Consider the following 16,052-nt stretch of genomic DNA (forward strand, 5'->3'; position numbering starts at 1 on the left):
GATTTCAATCTTAATTCACTTCATAGTGATTACTGCTGAGATAGCGGTAAAAATCCGTCAACTTCATAGTCAAAACTCGATTAACTACATTGAGTTGATTGACCAATTGTTGATAATCCAGATTAACTGGACCAATAATCGCCAGAATTCCAAACCCACGATAGGGAATCAGGAACTTACTGCTAATCACTGCTAAGTCAGCAAGACAAGATTCTTGGCTATCAGCAACTCGGACACTTTGCATCTGGTCGCCAATCAGATTCTCTCGAATTTCCAAAGCTACCTTTTGTGGCTGATCAAAAAATTGATAGGCCGCTAAATTAGCGAAATTCAAAAGATTGACTTTGCCAGAAACCACGATATTTTCATTGAACATTTCTTTGAAGATATGCTCAATAAGATCCATAACATTATCCGTTGTTGTGAAGTAACGTTGGATAATTTGCGGAATCTCCGTCCGAATCTTGTAGTGAATATCCAAAACAGTCTGATCCAGGAAACGTTCTTGAATCATGGTCTTGAGGCGGTTCAAATCCTCCTGCAAGAAATTTCTCGGAATCAAAAACTGACTGGTAACTGTTCTAGACTCATCAAGCGTAAAAACAGCAAGAGCTGTATGTTGCCCGAGGACAACAATATCAAAAGCTGTCAGCTTCTGCCTACTTGGTTCTACATCCAGTGCTACAACCGTACAACCACTCAAGTCTGACAAAATTTTCGTCGCCTCTTGAAGAATATCCTCTAGCTTGAAGAATTCTTGATCAAAGGCTTTTACAATCTCATAAACTTGATTTTCAGCTAAACGGTCAAAGGATAGGGAGTGTTTGACATAGTATTGAAAACCAGCCACACTCGGCATCCGACCACTGGAAGTATGAGCCTTTTCAAGTAAACCTTGCTTTTCTAGAGCTGCCATGTCATTTCGAATGGTAGCACTACTAGAGTTGATAGACTCTTGCAAGGCTTTGGATCCAACAGGTTCGTGCGTTTTGGTAAAGATGTCAATAATCAGATTTAAAATATTCTGCTGACGTTCTGTAACCATCTCGCTACTCCTCTCTGATAGATCTTTTTAGCACTCGAGGCATCCAAGTGCTAACTTATGATTCTATTATACACCCTTAGAAAAGAATGTCAAGACAAAAACTCAAAAAATTAGCACTCTTTTGTCAAGAGTGCTAAAAATCGGTCTGAGGACCTAAAAAATCATCTTATATTCACAAGATATTTCTTTTTAAGTCTGTAAAAACTATAGATTAGATAGGAAATCATGAGGGCATAAAGGGCAAAAATAAGGAAGAAAGATTGAGAGAGACTTTCGCGAAACAAGCTCATACAAATAACTAGACCGCCAGAGATAGAAACTATAGATGGACGAAGTCTAGATTTCACATCGGCCCATTGAAGACGATTGTCCATGAAAGATTGATCATTTGAATCTACATCACAAGTTGCTTTTCGAAAAACAGTATAAGAACAATTTTCCACAAATTCCCATCCTCTATCCTTAATACTTTGTAAATCTACCTCATTTTTTCTAAGGTAGCTAGTATTCCACACACGGTAAATCACATCATCTGGTCGGCATTGTTCAAAATAGAAAAAGCCAAAACGATTCGATTTAAATTTCCAACCTTTCAAATGCATCTCATGTAAATAATCTTCTACCTTATCCAAATCAAAAATGGTAAACATTCGAAATTGTACTTTGCTATTCATTGTCTAACCTCCAAAATGGTTTTATTTATCAGATAATTCTTTCCACTTTTGAAACAATCTCCAAAAAATATAAGAAATCTGAATCGTGAAAACTATCAATAAAGTACAGTCTATGATAACAATCAAAAACATTCCCCAACTGAAAGAACTACCTCCACTGACAAACTTTGAGAAAACCGGTAGTAGCGCTAAAAAGAGAAGCAAAATAGGAAGCATCCGCATTGTTAAAATCTTCTTGACCATTGCTAACTTCCCGGCCGCGTCATTATAAATTTCAAACTCGGCATCCGACTCAACTCCAGAATAAAGCTTTCTAAAGTAGGAAAAACCATTAAAGTCTGTTATATGCTCCCACCCACAATCTTTAAATAGTTGTAAATAGGAAGCTCTCTCTGACTTTTTCATAGGATAAAAGTCCAACTGATAAACCACCTTCTCCGGTTGGCACTTTTCAAAAGTATACTTAACCGCAACTACTAAGTTAGAATAACTTACTTCCTTAAGTTTCCAGCCCTGAGCATGCATTTCTCCGAGATAGAGAGCCTCTTTATCATAATCCGCAATGGTAGCAATTCTATAAACAACTTTCTTTTCCATCAAAGCTCCTCCCGACTGTTTCTATAGAGCCGTTCAATACGTTTCAACTCAATGTCTAAAACTTTTCGGCCCAAGTCTGTGATCTGATAGATTTTTCGTTTTTCCTCTTCTCGGACAAAGGAAATCAAACCATCCTTTTCCATCTTTGACAGGGTTCCATACATAGTCCCAGGACTAATCGAAACCTGTGAATCTGACATCTCTTTGACCTTTTGCGTAATACCATAGCCATGATTTTCCTTCTGCAGACAGAATAGAATATAAAATCCCGTTTCAGTCATGGGAAGGTAGACACGCCTAATCTTATCTGTTAATTCCATTTAACCAGACCTCCTATTTAGTTCGATATATCGCACTTCGTTATACAAAATATATCACACCTCGATACAAAATGCAAGAAAAAAAGATCGTCCTCACGGACAATCTTTCTGATTTATCATTAGTAAAGATCTAGGTAGTTATCAATTTCCCATTGTGAAACAAAGGTAGCGTAGCTTGCCCACTCGATACGTTTGGCTTCAAGGAAGCTAGTATAGATGTGCTCACCTAGGGCTGCTTTAACCACTTCGTCTTCTGTCAAAGCTTTCAAAGCATTGTGAAGAGTTGATGGAAGGTCTGTGATGCCAGCCTCTTTACGCTCTTCAGCAGTCATAATGTAGATGTTTTCTTCGATTGGTGCTGGTGCTTCGATTTTGTTTTCGATACCGTTCAAACCAACTTCTAAAAGAACAGCCATAGCAATATAAGGGTTTGCCATTGGATCCACGGAACGCAACTCCAAACGTGTTCCCATTCCGCGTGATGCTGGTACGCGGACAAGCGGTGAACGATTGCGACCTGCCCAAGCGATGTAAACAGGGGCTTCGTAGCCTGGCACCAAACGTTTGTATGAGTTAACGGTTGGGTTCATGATAGCTGTATAGTTGTAGGCATGTTTGATCAAACCACCAAGGAAGTAGTAAGCAGTTTCTGACAATTGCATTCCTTTTGGATCATTTGGATCAAAGAAGGCATTGTTTCCTTCAGCATCAAACAAGGACATATTGCAGTGCATTCCTGAACCAGCGATACCAAATTTAGGTTTAGCCATAAAGGTTGCATACAAACCATGTTTACGGGCAATTGTTTTTACAACTAGTTTAAAGATTTGAATCTTATCACAAGCACGAAGAACTTCATCGTACTTAAAGTCAATCTCATGTTGACCTACAGCAACTTCGTGGTGACTTGCTTCAACTTCAAATCCCATTTTGGTCAAGACGTTAACAATCTCACGACGAGTATTGTCAGCAAGGTCTGTAGGCGCCAAATCAAAGTAACCACCCTTGTCATTTACCTCAAGAGTTGGATCTCCATTTTCATCAAGCTTAAATAGGAAGAATTCTGGCTCTGGTCCAAGGTTGAAAGATTTAAATCCAACTTCTTCCATGTGACGAAGAGCACGTTTGAGGTTCCCACGAGGATCTCCTGCAAATGGTTCCCCTTCTGTTGTATAGACATCACAGATCAATCCTGCGACACTACCGTTCTCATCTCCCCAAGGAAAGACTGTCCAAGTGTCCAAGTCAGGGTAGAGGTACATATCTGATTCGTTGATACGAACAAACCCTTCAATAGAAGATCCATCAAACATAGCCTTATTTGACAAGACCTTGTCTAGTTGTTCATCTGTAGCAGGAATTTCGACGTTTTTCATCGTTCCCAAAATATCTGAAAACATGAGACGGATAAAGGTTACATTTTTTTCCTTAACTTCACGACGAATATCTGCAGCTGTGATTGACATGGTTTTTCTCCTTATATATGACGACTTGCGGTTGCCTAACCGCGACCAAAAGGTGATTGTTGAGAAGCGAAGCGACTTTGCTGGAGAACTTCATTCCGAAGCGCTCTTCGTACTTCAGTTTGACTCACTGGCTTTTTAGACTTCGCCTCACGTTCAGCATATTTTTTCTTGATGGCAGCAATGTTCAGACCTTCAGAGATATAATCTTTAATCTCAAGCAACCGATCCATGTCATTTAAAGAATACATCCGGCGATTACCTTCGTTTCGATCAGGTTTTATCAACTCCTGATCTTCATAATAACGAATTTGACGCGCCGAAAGATCGGTCAGCTTCATAACACTACCAATAGGGAAAACTGCCATATTGCGACGAAATTCTTTTTCCTTCATGTGCACTTCCTCTTCTTTCTGTCTATTATAGTCTAAAAAAATTCAATCGTCAATCAATAATGTTATATCTTGTGACATTATTTTGTTTTTTTCAGTAAAATGCTCCGTAAACGATCAATATCGTAATTTACAAGAATTGCTACAAAAACACCCATAAAGGTTTCAAAAACTCGAGCAAACACGTACAAAACTGTCTCACCGTTTGGAATTGATAAGGTAATAATCAACATAGCCGCAACTCCACCGATAACACCTGCTTTATTGTTCATAGCAACATTTGTCATAATGGTTAACATGGTACAAATTGGAACAACAAGGAGAGTTACCCAGAAGGCGCCATGAAAAAGATTATTTAAGAGAAAGAAAATCAGGGCATAAAAACCACCGATACTATTTCCGAGAATACGAGAAGTACCAAAATGAACACTCTTGTCAAAGTCTTCTCTTAAACTAAAAACTGCAGTCAAGGCTCCAATCTGAAGTCCTTTCCAACCAAAAAAACCAAAAATCATGAGAACTAAAAAAACAGCGATCCCTGTCTTGAAAGTTCGCATCCCTAACTTAAACTTGGATTTGTCAAATCTATACTTTTTAAAATAACTCATCATTTCAACTTTCTATTTCCATTTTACCATAAATTTACCTATTTTTGAGAAGGGGATGCAATAAACTGATGGAAATAGAAAAGAGAAGGAACTTAATCCTTCTCTATCTGATGATTCCACACTCTCTTTTTAGAACAAATACATGAAAGCCAAAGTCAAGAGACTAGCGAATAAGCCCACTCCCCAGAAAAAGAAGTCGACCTTCCACTCACTCCAAGCTTGGCCTTTCCCAGAAAAGCCCCCCAACTCAAAATGATGGTGAACTGGTGTCATACGGAAGATACGTTTTCCTCCAGTCAACTTAAAGTAGGTGACTTGCATCATAACAGATGTTGTTTCAAAGACATACACTAGACCAATCAAAAGCAGCGTCCATTCTTGGTGCAGTGCCATGGAAATAGCCGCCAACATCCCTCCAAGGGCTAGGCTACCTACATCTCCCATGAAAACTTTAGCAGGCTTGTGGTTAAAGACAAAGAAGCCAAGAAGACCACCAATCATAGCTACAATCACTAGTAAGATATCGAGCTGATTTTGCACATAGGCAATCACTCCATAGGCAGATAGGCTAATCACCACAGAAATACTTGCCAAGCCATCGATTCCGTCAGTCAGATTAACTGCATTTGAAAAACCGACCAACCAGAAGAGGGCAAAGAGAATATAAAGAACACCTAAATGCAAGGGAAAACCAAATACATTTAAGATATCTCCTCCTCTTTCATAGAAGAAATAGAAGATAACTCCTCCGACCAACTGAAGCAAGAGCTTCTGTTTAGGATTAAGTCCTTCATTGATTTTGCGGAAAACCTTGAGGAAATCATCCAAGAAACCGACCAAACCATATAAGACCAGGACAAAGAGGATCATTCCGACATTATTGGTTAATTGATTAGTCACGAGAGCAAGGACCAGACTAACTAAAACTCCTGCTAGGAGAAAGACGAGTCCTCCCATTGTTGGTGTCCCAGCTTTTGCTTGGTGTTGTTTGACATCCTCATGCATCTGTTGACCGGTAATCTGTGCTTTATGGTAAAAACGGATAAAGGCTGGAATTCCTATGACTGTTAGAATAAAGGCAATCACTCCAGCAAAGATAGAAATAAGCATTCTAATCTCCTAATGTTATTTTTATTTTCTGTAAATCTTTTAAAGCTGTATTAGAACGAACACTTTGCTTTTTAACAGTTTCTCCTGTGCCTTCAAACTCAACTTCAAGATTCAACCATTTGGCAAAGGTTTCAACATTTTTCTTAGACCAGCCATATAAGTCAGGCATCTCTTCTACCTTGTCTGAAAGGAGTAAGATTTGCTCATTAGCGTCTAGATTTGTTCCTTCTGCCACTGAACTGTCCTTGATTTTTGTTCCTGAACCGATAACGATTGGTTGAACAAGATTGCGTCTCAGTTCCTCTGCCATATCTCCCGGACTATAGTCCTTGGTCGCTGGCATTGCATAACTAGTTGTTGTTGTAACTTGATCCAGATTTTTAGCTGTAGACTGAAGATTAAGAGATTCTTTCATAGCAGAAGCTCGTTCAAGAATAGGATTAGCAAATTCTCCAAACCAAGGTGTAGAAAAGTGTTCTGGCTGTTGAACTGTTACGTAAAGAATAAAATCAGGATTTTCAGAAGGATGCATGGTTACTACAGAAAAGATATAATTGGTTTTCCCAACTAAATATCCTCCGTTTTGCTCATCGGCAATTTGAGCTGTTCCAGATTTGACAGAAACATTCTGACCAGGAACAGTAATTACTGGTTTATTATCATTACGATTATACATGGTCCCATAAATAGGGTCTGTACCAACCAAAATCATGTTTTCCCTAGTCAAACTAGCCGTTTCTTTAGAAACAGGATTACCCACAACTTCTTTTTGCGACTTCCGAACTGACTGATCATTTGGATCATAAAGGGCGCTAATAAACTTTGGTTCTAACATAACTCCGTCATTCGCAATGGCTGTAAAAGCACGTAGCATCTGGGTCTGCGTTACAGAAATCCCCTGACCAAATGCACTCATGGCAATATCGACAATATTATCTGCAGGCAATTGACCTGAATACTCATCAGTCAGACCAAAACGCGTCGGCACCCCAAACTTAAAGCGATTGAGATAATCCAACCAAGTAGCATCTCCCATTTTTTGTTCAAGTAGACTCATTCCAACATTACTGGAGAGAGCGAAACCTTGTAAGAAAGTCATCATCCTACCAGTAGTCAAACCAGCATTAACATCCCAATCTCGAATCGTCGCATCCGCTATTTTTAATTCACTGCTATTGAAAACTTCTCCTCCTGGGAAAGTGTTATTATCAATAGCAGCAGCGAGCGTCATAACCTTCATGGTTGACCCCGGCTCATAGTTACTTTGATAGAGGATATCACGCCAAACAAAGTCCTTAGTCAGCCCTTCCTTAGTATCAGCATCGAAGGTTGGTCTCTGCGTCGTTGCAAGAATTTCCCCTGTTTTAGCACTGACCAAGGTTGCTGTCATATACTTGCCTTTTACTTTCTCTTGAAAGGCATCCATTTGACTTTCCATAAAGGACTGCAAAGGACTAGATAGGGTCGTATAGACGTCTTTCCCGTTTACGGTCTGTTGGGTGACTTGTTCTGTACCAGGAACAATATTACCTAGACGGTCTTTTTCGTATGTAATAATACCATCTGTCCCTGCCAATAAACTATTTAAGGAACTCTCGATACCAGATGTCCCAATTAGACTTTTCGTGCCATCTTCATTTTCATGTAACTGTGCTAAACCAATAAAGGATGATGCAAATTTCCCATTTGGATAACTTCTATTTGGACTAGTCGTAAAATTAATACCCTCAACCTTAGCAGTTTCCAAATCCTGTTTAATGGACATCATATTAGCGTAGGTAATCCCATTTCCTTTAGCACCAAAGGAAACCTGTTTGAGATTTGGTTGAGAGAGTTGATCCTTTACGTAGGTCTCCTCCATATCCAAGTACTTATGGAAAATTTCGGCTACCTTATTGTACTGAGATTCCTCTACATATAGAACATCTCCATTAGCTGATTTATAGTCTTTATCAATGACAGCATAAACATTATAGGACGTTGCATCCTCAGCAATTGGCGTTCCATTACGATCATAAATGGTCCCCCTCTTAGCAGGAACTGTTAGAGTCGTTTGGTGAACCTTACTGGCTTCTTTGACCAGGTCAACACCAAACTTCTTCCCCGTACCAGTAATCACCGCAAAATTAACCAAAAAAACAGCAAATAGAAAGACGGCCAAGAGACTGAGGCTCTTCCCAACTCGTCTGCGGTTTTCAAGGGGAGATTTGCGATTCTTAATGGCAAAGTGTACTATTTTTTCTTTCCAGGTTTTCATATACTACTCCGCCGATCGAATATTTTCATTATTCAATTGCAACTCTTGAGAATTTGCAATTCCGGTCAAACGTTCTGATCGGATCAATTCATTAACTTCTTGTTTGGCATCATCTAGCTCTGTCTTTTTTTCCTCGATTTGTGCATTGACTCTTGTCAAATCACTCTGGACCTGAAAAAGTTTTGTCTGCATATAGACTACACTAATTGCTAAGACAAGGGCTGTGATGGCAATTGAAAAGTAAAAGGCCTTTTCAACACGTGAAAATTTTTTTATACGAGCTTGTAGCAATTGGCTCGTTGTTCCTCTGTTTTCTGCCATTATTTCCTCTTACTTGTGAATTTTTCTTGCCACTCGAAGCTTGGCTGAGTGGGAACGATTATTGGCTTCCAATTCTTCCTTGCTTGGTAAAATCGGCTTCCGAGATACCAATTCCATTTTGGGCTTGAGATCATCTGGGATGAAAGGTAGTCCTTTAGGAACTTCAACTGTAGAAGCTTCCTTAAATAACTGCTTAGTCAAGCGATCTTCAAGCGAATGAAAAGTGATGACTGAGATTCTTCCGTCCACTGCTAGTAATTCCATAGCTTGTTGGATGGACTCATCTGCAGCTCCTAATTCATCATTGACCTCAATACGGATGGCTTGGAAAATTTGCTTGGCCGGATGACCTTTTTTCTTGAGTTCCTTGGCAGGCTTAGCAGACTTGATAATCTCTGCTAATTCAGTCGTTGTCTCAATCGGTTTCAACTCACGCGCCTGTTCAATCTTCCGAGCAATCTGCTTGGAAAACTTATCTTCTCCATATTTGAAAAAGATTCGTACCAAGTCATGATAGTCATAGTGATTGACAACCTCATAAGCTGTCAAACTAGCCTCTTGGTTCATCCGCATGTCCAGTGGCGCATCTTTTTTATAAGAAAAACCTCGTTCACGCTGATCCAACTGCGGGCTAGAAACTCCCAAGTCATAACAAATGCCATCAATCTCTTCTACACCTGCTTCCTGCAAACGTGCCTGCAAATGACGGAAGTTGTCCTTGATGAAGGTAACCATTCCTTTTTCGATATAAGGTGCCAGACGTTTTTGGGCATTGTCAATGGCATTCTGGTCCTGGTCAAAGGCATAGAGATGCCCCTTTTCACTTAATTTACTTAATAAATACTCGCTATGGCCTGCTCCACCCAAGGTCGCATCAACGTAAATACCATCAGGTTTCACATCTAGCATATCAATAGTTTCATGGAGCATGACCGTTACATGATGAAATTCTTTAGTCATATCTTATCTATTTTACCACAATTCTGACTAGCTTGCACTCGCTAAAGCAAAAACCTCTCCTTACTACTTTATCACTTGTATTCAGCAGGTGGCTCTGCTACCTGAGCTAGTTCTACTCGTTCTTGAGGATTCAAGTGGTGATGAACCGCTTCTGCCACTGCTCTTGGTATACCAACGGCGACAATCTCATCCAAGCTGGCTTCCTTGATTTTTGTCAGAGATTTGAAATATTTCAGCAAGTTCTGCTTGCGTTTTGGACCCAGGCCTTCAATTCCATCCAATTGAGAGGAGAAGGAATTTTTAGAGCGAAGTTGACGGTGGAAGGTGATTGCAAAGCGATGGACCTCATCTTGGATTCGTTGTAGGAGAAAAAATTCCTGAGAATTGCGAGACAGCTCTACCACCTCAAGCGGATCTCCAAAGAGCAATTCATGGGTTTGGTGCTTATCATTTTTTTGCAGACCTGCGATTGGAATATCTAACCCTAACTCTTCTTGAATAACCTGCTTGGCAATATTTACCTGACCTTGCCCTCCATCAATGACAATCAAATCTGGCGGGGTCAAGCCATCACGCTGGACGCGCCCATAGCGTCTGCGGATGACCTCTCGCATACTAGCATAGTCATCTGGTCCGACCACCGTCTTAATCTTGTACTTGCGGTAATCCTTCTTGCTCGGTTTACCATTGACAAAAACAACCATGGCAGAAACTGGACTAGTCCCCATGATATTGGAATTGTCAAAGGACTCGATGCGGACTGGGGTTGGAATTTGTAAGAGTCGTCCCAAGTTTTCAATGGCACCTTGAGTCTTTTCAACTGATTTTTCTAGCAGGTTAAATTTCTGCTCTAGACTAACACGCGCATTTTTGATAGCGAGATTAACCAGTTGTTTTTTCTCCCCACGTTGGGGTTTGAGAACCTTGGTATCCACCAAAGCCTTAACAGCCTCGTCATCAATATCCTGAGGAATCAAAATTTCATTGGGAACCAGATGAGATTTTTCTTGATAAAACTGCCCAACGTAAGTCAGGAAATCTTCATCTGGATCATTGTAGTAAGGAAAAAGGTTGACATCACGCTCAATGAGCTTACCTTGGCGGACAAAGAATACCTGAACGCACATCCAACCCTTATCCACGTAGTAACCAAAGACATCGCGATTTTGGAGATCCTTGGCCATAACTCGTTGCTTGGTCCGAAGGGTTCCAATGGCCTGAATCAGATCTCGATATTCAGCTGCACGCTCAAATTCCATACTCTGAGCTGCCACATTCATCTTTTCCTTGAGGTCATCGATGATTTTGTCATCCTGTCCCTTAAGAAAATCAGAGACTTCTTGGGCCATAGCTTTAAAATAAGCCTCGTCTTTCTTACAGATGGTGTGAGCCACGCACTGCCCGATATGGTAATAAAAACAAACCTTCGATGGTGGATTAGTACACTTGCGAAAAGGGAAAATCCGATCCAGAAGTCGCTTGATTTCATTGGCCGCCCCCACATCCGGATAGGGTCCAAAATAGAGACCTCCGTCTTTCTTGACCTGACGAGTAATAATTAGTCGAGGATAGCGCTCATTGGTAATTTTAATAAAAGGATAAGACTTGTCATCCTTGAGCATGATATTGTACTTAGGCTTGTTTTCCTTAATCAGGTTAATCTCTAAAAGAAGCGCCTCAATATTGGACTCCGTGACAATAAACTCAAAATCTACAATCTCAGACACCAAGGCTTCTGTCTTGGTATCATGACTTCCGCGGAAGTATGACCTCACGCGATTACGCAGATTTTTAGCCTTTCCTACATAGATAATCGTACCGTTTTTATCTTTGTGAATGTAACAACCAGGGCTGGTCGGCAAGAGCTCCAGTTTTGATTTAATCAAGTTATTCATAGTTCCATTATAGCAAAAAGCTCCCCTCATTGCTTACATCAGGGAGCTCTATTTTTCGTTTAAAAATCACTTATTCTCCAGACTCATATAATTCTTGAACTGCTTGAACATCTTGAGCCTGAATACCATAATAAGAACCTGCTGGTTGCATGACTGACACTTCATTAGTATGTTCCAAGCCAATGGCATGTCCTAACTCATGCTCGGCTGTATGCAAGATGCGATCATAGGTATAGCCATAGTTTGGATTAGATAGATAATAATGATTCAAACGAACTGTTACTGAAGTAAATTGTTTGGTTAGGAGATTTGTCTGGCTCTCCGCCTCACCGGCAACAGATGTGGAACCATCATTCATTTCAGTCGCAAAAATAGTTGCTTGGTCAGGTTCTGTCACAACTACAAAATTAAAAGCACCAGTCTGATTCCAATTGGTAATAGCCTCAATGTAAGCCTTTTGAAAGGTTGCATCCATTTGGGGATCAATATAAATTGTCGCCTGCGCTTGGGGCCATTTTACTCCTGAATCTTGATGATGATCGGTCTGAGACAAGCCTTGCAACTTACCAGTTTCTTGCCATTGATGCCAACCTGCTTGACCAACTTGAACAAGTTGCCCCGCTTGATTGAAGACACCAGATAAATCTCCCGTCACATACCAGAGAATCCCTAAAGCAATGAGAATTAAGACTACAAGAGTCCACACAAGGCGCCAGAACATGCGCCAAATTCCTAGTAACAATCGACATAGAACACGTATAATCCAGAACATGATTTCCCGCCTTTCTAAAAAAATAAGAATCTACCTTTAAACCATGGATTCCCATTCTAAAGATAGATTCCTTATTTTACTTGAGTAAGCTGAAAGAAAACTAAAACTAAGACAAGCGTTCTTCCAAAACAAAATCAATTGGCAAGGTAGCCAAAAACCGTTCCAATTGTTTTTCCCAATAATACCACTCATGGGTCCCTGCACTGTGGCTATAGGTCACATCAAAACCAAGTTTCTTGAGATTCTTCACTGCTAGATTATTGGCAGCATACAAGAAATCTTGTTCACCACACCAAGCCCAGAGCTTGGTTTTCTTATCAGACTTTTTAGCGAGTGTTTCAAGTGAGTAAGGGCTATTCACCCAATCATTAACTTTACCAAAAACACCTCGCCAGTAGGCACGCGTCCCTAAATCCTGGCTTTCAGGAGAAAACTCCTCGAAGCTAAGAGCCCCAGAAAGACTAGCTGCATGTGAGAAACGATTGGTTGATAGGGCCAATTTGAAGGAACCGTAGCCTCCCATTGATAGACCAGCGATAAAAGTCTTTTCACGCTTGCTAGACATATTAGGGAAGAAGCGTTTGAGCACTTTAGGCAGTTCTTTTGCTAAAGCTGTATAGTAGTTATAGCCATACTGAGTATCTGTGTACCAGCCATTACTTGTATTTGGCATGACAACAATTAGATTAGTCCCTCGTACCAAGCGCTCTACATTGGTCCGTTTGAGCCAGCTATTATGATTTCCTGACATCCCATGTAAGAGATAGAGGACAGGAATATCCGTAGAATCTGGCTCCTCAACCCGAGACGCATCTGGGTAGAGAACATTCACTCCCCACTCCATATCTAAAACTTCTGAGTAATACTCAATCTTCATTACTGCCATAACTTGCTCCTTATTCGTTTAAGATAAGAAAAAGCCGAAACTCGACTTTCTCCTGCTATTTGATCCTATTTTGCTTCCATGACTACTGGTAAGATAGCTGGGCGACGTTTGGTTTGGTCAAAGAGGAACTTGGCCAAATGATCACGTACCTTACCTTTGAGTTCAGCCCAGTCAAAATCTTCACCTTGTAGATAGTCTTCTACTGTTTGATTGACTAGCTCTGTACTTTCGCGCAAGATATCACGGCTCTTCTTGAGATAGACAAATCCACGCGTGTGCACTCGAGCTCTAGCAATGATTTTTTTCTCACGACGGTTAACAGTGATAGCCACGATGAAAATCCCATCTTCTGACAAGACCTTACGGTCACGAAGGACGACATTGCCGACATCTCCGATGGCATTCCCATCAATCAAGACATCTCCTGCAGTAACAGCACCAGATGGGACAAAATCTCCATGCTCATAAGACATAGTTGTTCCCTTTTTAGGGATAAAAATCCGTTCCGGCAACATACCAACTGCCATAGCAGCCTTGGCATGGGCATCCAACTCACGGTATTCTCCTTGGATTGGGAAGAGATATTTAGGTTGCAAGAGATTGATCATCAATTGCAAATCACGCGCATTCCCATGTCCTGACACACGCAAGCTATGAGTAATTGGCTTGACAACTCCACCTGCTTGGTAGACCATATTTTCCACGCGTGCCATCACTGCTTCCTTGGCGATTGATGGTGTTGTAACGATATAAACTAGGTCACCTTCTTTGATTTCAACATAACGGTGACGACCAATAGACATCTTGCGTAGGCCGTTAATGGGTTCACCCATGCGTCCAGTTTCAAGGATAATTAATTCGTGATCTTCAAAACGAGACATATCTTTTGGCTTAATCAAAAGATTTTCACTTGCTAGAGACAATTTTTTCAAGCGAATCGCTGTACGGACGATATTTTCAATGTCAAATCCTGTCAAGACAACACGGCGTCCTGTCTCCGCAGCTGCGTCAAAAACCTGCTGGATACGAGAAAGGTTACTTGCAACTGCAGCAACAATGATGCGTCCATCCCAGTCAGAGATGGTTTGCGTGATTTCTACACCAACTTCATTTTCACTGGCTACTTGGATATTGCTATCTGCATTCGCAGAATCACTTAGAAGAGCCAGGACTCCTTCACGACCAATTTCGGCTAAACGTCCAAAGTCAGTGGCATATGATTCACTAGCTGTTTGGTCAAACTTGAAATCTCCTGTATAGACGATGTTGCCTTCAGATGTTTTCAAAACCACACCCAAACTTTCTGGAATAGAGTGGGTTGTACGGAAAAAGGAGACTATCGTTCCACCAAAATCAATCTCTGTATTTTCATCAATCACATGGAAATCATCAAATTTCTTGACGCTGTCATTTCCCTTAACAAAGAGTTTAGCCAGTTCGATGGTCAACTCTGATCCAAATACAGGAACCTTAGCTTCTGCCAGGAGATAAGGAAGGGCGCCAATCGCATCCGCATGCCCGTGTGTTAAGAAAACCCCAGCAATACGGTCGCTATTTTCAAACAAATAGTCCATATTTGGAATAACGACATCGACACCCAACTGTTCATTTTCAGGATATTTCAAACCTGCATCTAATACAAAAATCGAGTCGTTAATTTCTGCGATGTACATGTTTTTACCATTTTCACGTACACCCCCAAGTGTTGTTAATTTAATAGTATTCATTTTTCCTCCGAATAGTCACTTCAACTGTTTGTAGAGCTTTAAATGCTCTCTTTTTCTGAAAGTCCAATTCACTTTCAGCCGAATCTTTTCCATTCATTATACCATTTTTTTACTAATTTTCAAAATGAAGGTTTCCAGTTAAAGAACTATAAATAACTCTTCTCAAATGCACAAACAAGTGAGAACTACAAGCTCCTCAAAAGAATGTTTTCTGACTAGCTTCCTGTCACTCTTCAAATCTTTCCGCGACATTGAATAACACTTCGCAGTCACAGTAGGCTCCATTTGCTTCTAAAAAGTCTCTAACTGTTTCGACATCCACATTGTGCTCTTCTAGAAATGTTTGTGTTAATAAAAAATCTTCCTGACAAGCTTGATATTCAAGCTCTACATCCAAAAAGTCAAACAAGTCAAAAAAGAGCTCCCTTGACAGGGGCAAACTTTCTTCGAATTTTTGTCTTTCTTGCTTTTTATAGTCCGCTCGTAATCTCTTTTTCTTCAGCTTATCCATTTGACACCTCTAGACTTTCCTTTGACCAGTTTATCTGCCAACTAGTCCTCTTTCCTCATTATAACACAAAACCGACTCCAATTGGAGCTTATTCATGAATATAAAAAGAGTCAGCAAGCCAACTCTTTCTATCTCTATTCACTTTTTTCCATTAAGAAATCATAGATTTCCTGGACTGTTCCAAGCGCCATTATTTCTTGCTCCTTGACAGTTTGTTTCAGCTTTTGATAAATCTGACTCTCAGCTATATCACGCTTTTCAGCCTCTTTATTCACCCTCATGACACCATTTTCAATGGTCACAAAGCCAAGCTCTTCAAATATCTGAATCATTTTAACTAATAGAATTTGCTCAATCTTGAGATAGGCCGCCAAATCCTTGAGTTTATAGCGAATATCAAACTCTGGGAACTGATAGATGGTTTTATACAATTTTGCAAACTGCTCTCTCGTTCCATATCCCGTCAAATAGTAAGCCTTGGCTATATCATTTTTAAAGTAAAGAGCTGAAAATT

17 protein-coding genes are annotated in these 16,052 nt (G+C 40.3%); all 17 read right to left on the reverse strand.

The annotated features are described in order from the left end of the window. Window positions 1-10: 10 nt before the first annotated feature. On the reverse strand, window positions 11-1,045 hold the full coding sequence (gene hrcA, locus HMPREF2795_RS06825; protein ID WP_045763634.1) for a heat-inducible transcriptional repressor HrcA: 1,035 nt from the start codon (window positions 1,043-1,045) through the stop codon (window positions 11-13). A 161-nt stretch (window positions 1,046-1,206) separates the two neighbouring features. Continuing rightward, on the reverse strand, window positions 1,207-1,719 hold the full coding sequence (locus HMPREF2795_RS06830) for a DUF2812 domain-containing protein (RefSeq protein WP_075228518.1): 513 nt from the start codon (window positions 1,717-1,719) through the stop codon (window positions 1,207-1,209). Between the two features lie 21 nt (window positions 1,720-1,740). Beyond that, window positions 1,741-2,316 (reverse strand): DUF2812 domain-containing protein, encoded by a 576-nt coding sequence (locus HMPREF2795_RS11025; RefSeq protein ID WP_075228519.1) that lies wholly within the window; start codon window positions 2,314-2,316, stop codon window positions 1,741-1,743. Continuing rightward, the gene (locus HMPREF2795_RS06840; protein WP_075228520.1) at window positions 2,316-2,636 is read right to left on the reverse strand and encodes a PadR family transcriptional regulator; all 321 of its coding nucleotides are present in this window, start codon (window positions 2,634-2,636) and stop codon (window positions 2,316-2,318) included. Before HMPREF2795_RS06840 ends, HMPREF2795_RS11025 begins: the two co-directional genes overlap by 1 nt. A gap of 119 nt (window positions 2,637-2,755) precedes the next feature. Continuing rightward, the gene (gene glnA / locus HMPREF2795_RS06845) at window positions 2,756-4,102 is read right to left on the reverse strand and encodes a type I glutamate--ammonia ligase (protein ID WP_075228521.1); all 1,347 of its coding nucleotides are present in this window, start codon (window positions 4,100-4,102) and stop codon (window positions 2,756-2,758) included. A 35-nt stretch (window positions 4,103-4,137) separates the two neighbouring features. Continuing rightward, entirely contained in the window at window positions 4,138-4,494 is a 357-nt protein-coding gene (gene glnR, locus HMPREF2795_RS06850) for a transcriptional repressor GlnR (protein WP_000659543.1), read from the reverse strand. Window positions 4,495-4,571: 77 nt separating this feature from the next. Further along, window positions 4,572-5,099, reverse strand: a complete 528-nt coding sequence (locus HMPREF2795_RS06855; protein WP_025171302.1) for an FUSC family protein — start codon at window positions 5,097-5,099, stop codon at window positions 4,572-4,574. A 129-nt stretch (window positions 5,100-5,228) separates the two neighbouring features. Next, window positions 5,229-6,209, reverse strand: coding sequence for a phospho-N-acetylmuramoyl-pentapeptide-transferase (gene mraY / locus HMPREF2795_RS06860; RefSeq protein WP_075228522.1), 981 nt, complete (start codon window positions 6,207-6,209; stop codon window positions 5,229-5,231). 1 nt (window position 6,210) lies between these two features. Then, entirely contained in the window at window positions 6,211-8,466 is a 2,256-nt protein-coding gene (pbp2X, locus tag HMPREF2795_RS06865) for a penicillin-binding protein PBP2X (RefSeq protein ID WP_075228523.1), read from the reverse strand. Between the two features lie 3 nt (window positions 8,467-8,469). Next, window positions 8,470-8,787 carry a cell division protein FtsL gene (gene ftsL, locus HMPREF2795_RS06870; protein WP_049508288.1) on the reverse strand — a complete coding sequence of 106 codons (318 nt, stop codon included), beginning with the start codon at window positions 8,785-8,787 and terminating at the stop codon, window positions 8,470-8,472. Window positions 8,788-8,796: 9 nt separating this feature from the next. Next, entirely contained in the window at window positions 8,797-9,747 is a 951-nt protein-coding gene (gene rsmH, locus HMPREF2795_RS06875; RefSeq protein ID WP_075228524.1) for a 16S rRNA (cytosine(1402)-N(4))-methyltransferase RsmH, read from the reverse strand. Window positions 9,748-9,818: 71 nt separating this feature from the next. Then, on the reverse strand, window positions 9,819-11,642 hold the full coding sequence (uvrC, locus tag HMPREF2795_RS06880) for an excinuclease ABC subunit UvrC (RefSeq protein WP_049508293.1): 1,824 nt from the start codon (window positions 11,640-11,642) through the stop codon (window positions 9,819-9,821). 70 nt (window positions 11,643-11,712) lie between these two features. Continuing rightward, window positions 11,713-12,414, reverse strand: coding sequence for a matrixin family metalloprotease (locus HMPREF2795_RS06885; protein ID WP_075228525.1), 702 nt, complete (start codon window positions 12,412-12,414; stop codon window positions 11,713-11,715). Between the two features lie 106 nt (window positions 12,415-12,520). Next, complete coding sequence (locus HMPREF2795_RS06890) at window positions 12,521-13,300, reverse strand: alpha/beta hydrolase (RefSeq protein ID WP_075228526.1); 780 nt, start codon at window positions 13,298-13,300, stop codon at window positions 12,521-12,523. Window positions 13,301-13,365: 65 nt separating this feature from the next. Beyond that, window positions 13,366-15,027: a ribonuclease J gene (locus HMPREF2795_RS06895; RefSeq protein ID WP_075228527.1), complete on the reverse strand. Its 1,662-nt coding sequence runs from the start codon at window positions 15,025-15,027 to the stop codon at window positions 13,366-13,368. Between the two features lie 226 nt (window positions 15,028-15,253). Then, a complete protein-coding gene (locus tag HMPREF2795_RS06900) occupies window positions 15,254-15,538 on the reverse strand; it encodes a DUF2695 domain-containing protein (protein WP_000359372.1) in 285 nt (94 codons plus the stop codon). A 134-nt stretch (window positions 15,539-15,672) separates the two neighbouring features. Continuing rightward, on the reverse strand, window positions 15,673-16,052 hold a 380-nt coding region (locus tag HMPREF2795_RS06905; protein WP_186822902.1), incomplete at its 5' end, for a single-stranded-DNA-specific exonuclease C-terminal domain-containing protein.

Origin of the sequence: Streptococcus sp. HMSC056C01 (assembly GCF_001811305.1) — a bacterium.
In the GTDB taxonomy this organism is placed as follows: Bacteria; Bacillota; Bacilli; order Lactobacillales; family Streptococcaceae; genus Streptococcus.

Coding starts and splice junctions, on each gene's coding strand:
- hrcA (WP_045763634.1), bottom strand. CDS start 1,045: ATGGTTACAGAACGTCAGCAGAATATTTTAAATCTGATTATTGACATC.
- HMPREF2795_RS06830 (WP_075228518.1), bottom strand. CDS start 1,719: ATGAATAGCAAAGTACAATTTCGAATGTTTACCATTTTTGATTTGGAT.
- HMPREF2795_RS11025 (WP_075228519.1), bottom strand. CDS start 2,316: ATGGAAAAGAAAGTTGTTTATAGAATTGCTACCATTGCGGATTATGAT.
- HMPREF2795_RS06840 (WP_075228520.1), bottom strand. CDS start 2,636: ATGGAATTAACAGATAAGATTAGGCGTGTCTACCTTCCCATGACTGAA.
- glnA (WP_075228521.1), bottom strand. CDS start 4,102: ATGTCAATCACAGCTGCAGATATTCGTCGTGAAGTTAAGGAAAAAAAT.
- glnR (WP_000659543.1), bottom strand. CDS start 4,494: ATGAAGGAAAAAGAATTTCGTCGCAATATGGCAGTTTTCCCTATTGGT.
- HMPREF2795_RS06855 (WP_025171302.1), bottom strand. CDS start 5,099: ATGAGTTATTTTAAAAAGTATAGATTTGACAAATCCAAGTTTAAGTTA.
- mraY (WP_075228522.1), bottom strand. CDS start 6,209: ATGCTTATTTCTATCTTTGCTGGAGTGATTGCCTTTATTCTAACAGTC.
- pbp2X (WP_075228523.1), bottom strand. CDS start 8,466: ATGAAAACCTGGAAAGAAAAAATAGTACACTTTGCCATTAAGAATCGC.
- ftsL (WP_049508288.1), bottom strand. CDS start 8,787: ATGGCAGAAAACAGAGGAACAACGAGCCAATTGCTACAAGCTCGTATA.
- rsmH (WP_075228524.1), bottom strand. CDS start 9,747: ATGACTAAAGAATTTCATCATGTAACGGTCATGCTCCATGAAACTATT.
- uvrC (WP_049508293.1), bottom strand. CDS start 11,642: ATGAATAACTTGATTAAATCAAAACTGGAGCTCTTGCCGACCAGCCCT.
- HMPREF2795_RS06885 (WP_075228525.1), bottom strand. CDS start 12,414: ATGTTCTGGATTATACGTGTTCTATGTCGATTGTTACTAGGAATTTGG.
- HMPREF2795_RS06890 (WP_075228526.1), bottom strand. CDS start 13,300: ATGGCAGTAATGAAGATTGAGTATTACTCAGAAGTTTTAGATATGGAG.
- HMPREF2795_RS06895 (WP_075228527.1), bottom strand. CDS start 15,027: ATGAATACTATTAAATTAACAACACTTGGGGGTGTACGTGAAAATGGT.
- HMPREF2795_RS06900 (WP_000359372.1), bottom strand. CDS start 15,538: ATGGATAAGCTGAAGAAAAAGAGATTACGAGCGGACTATAAAAAGCAA.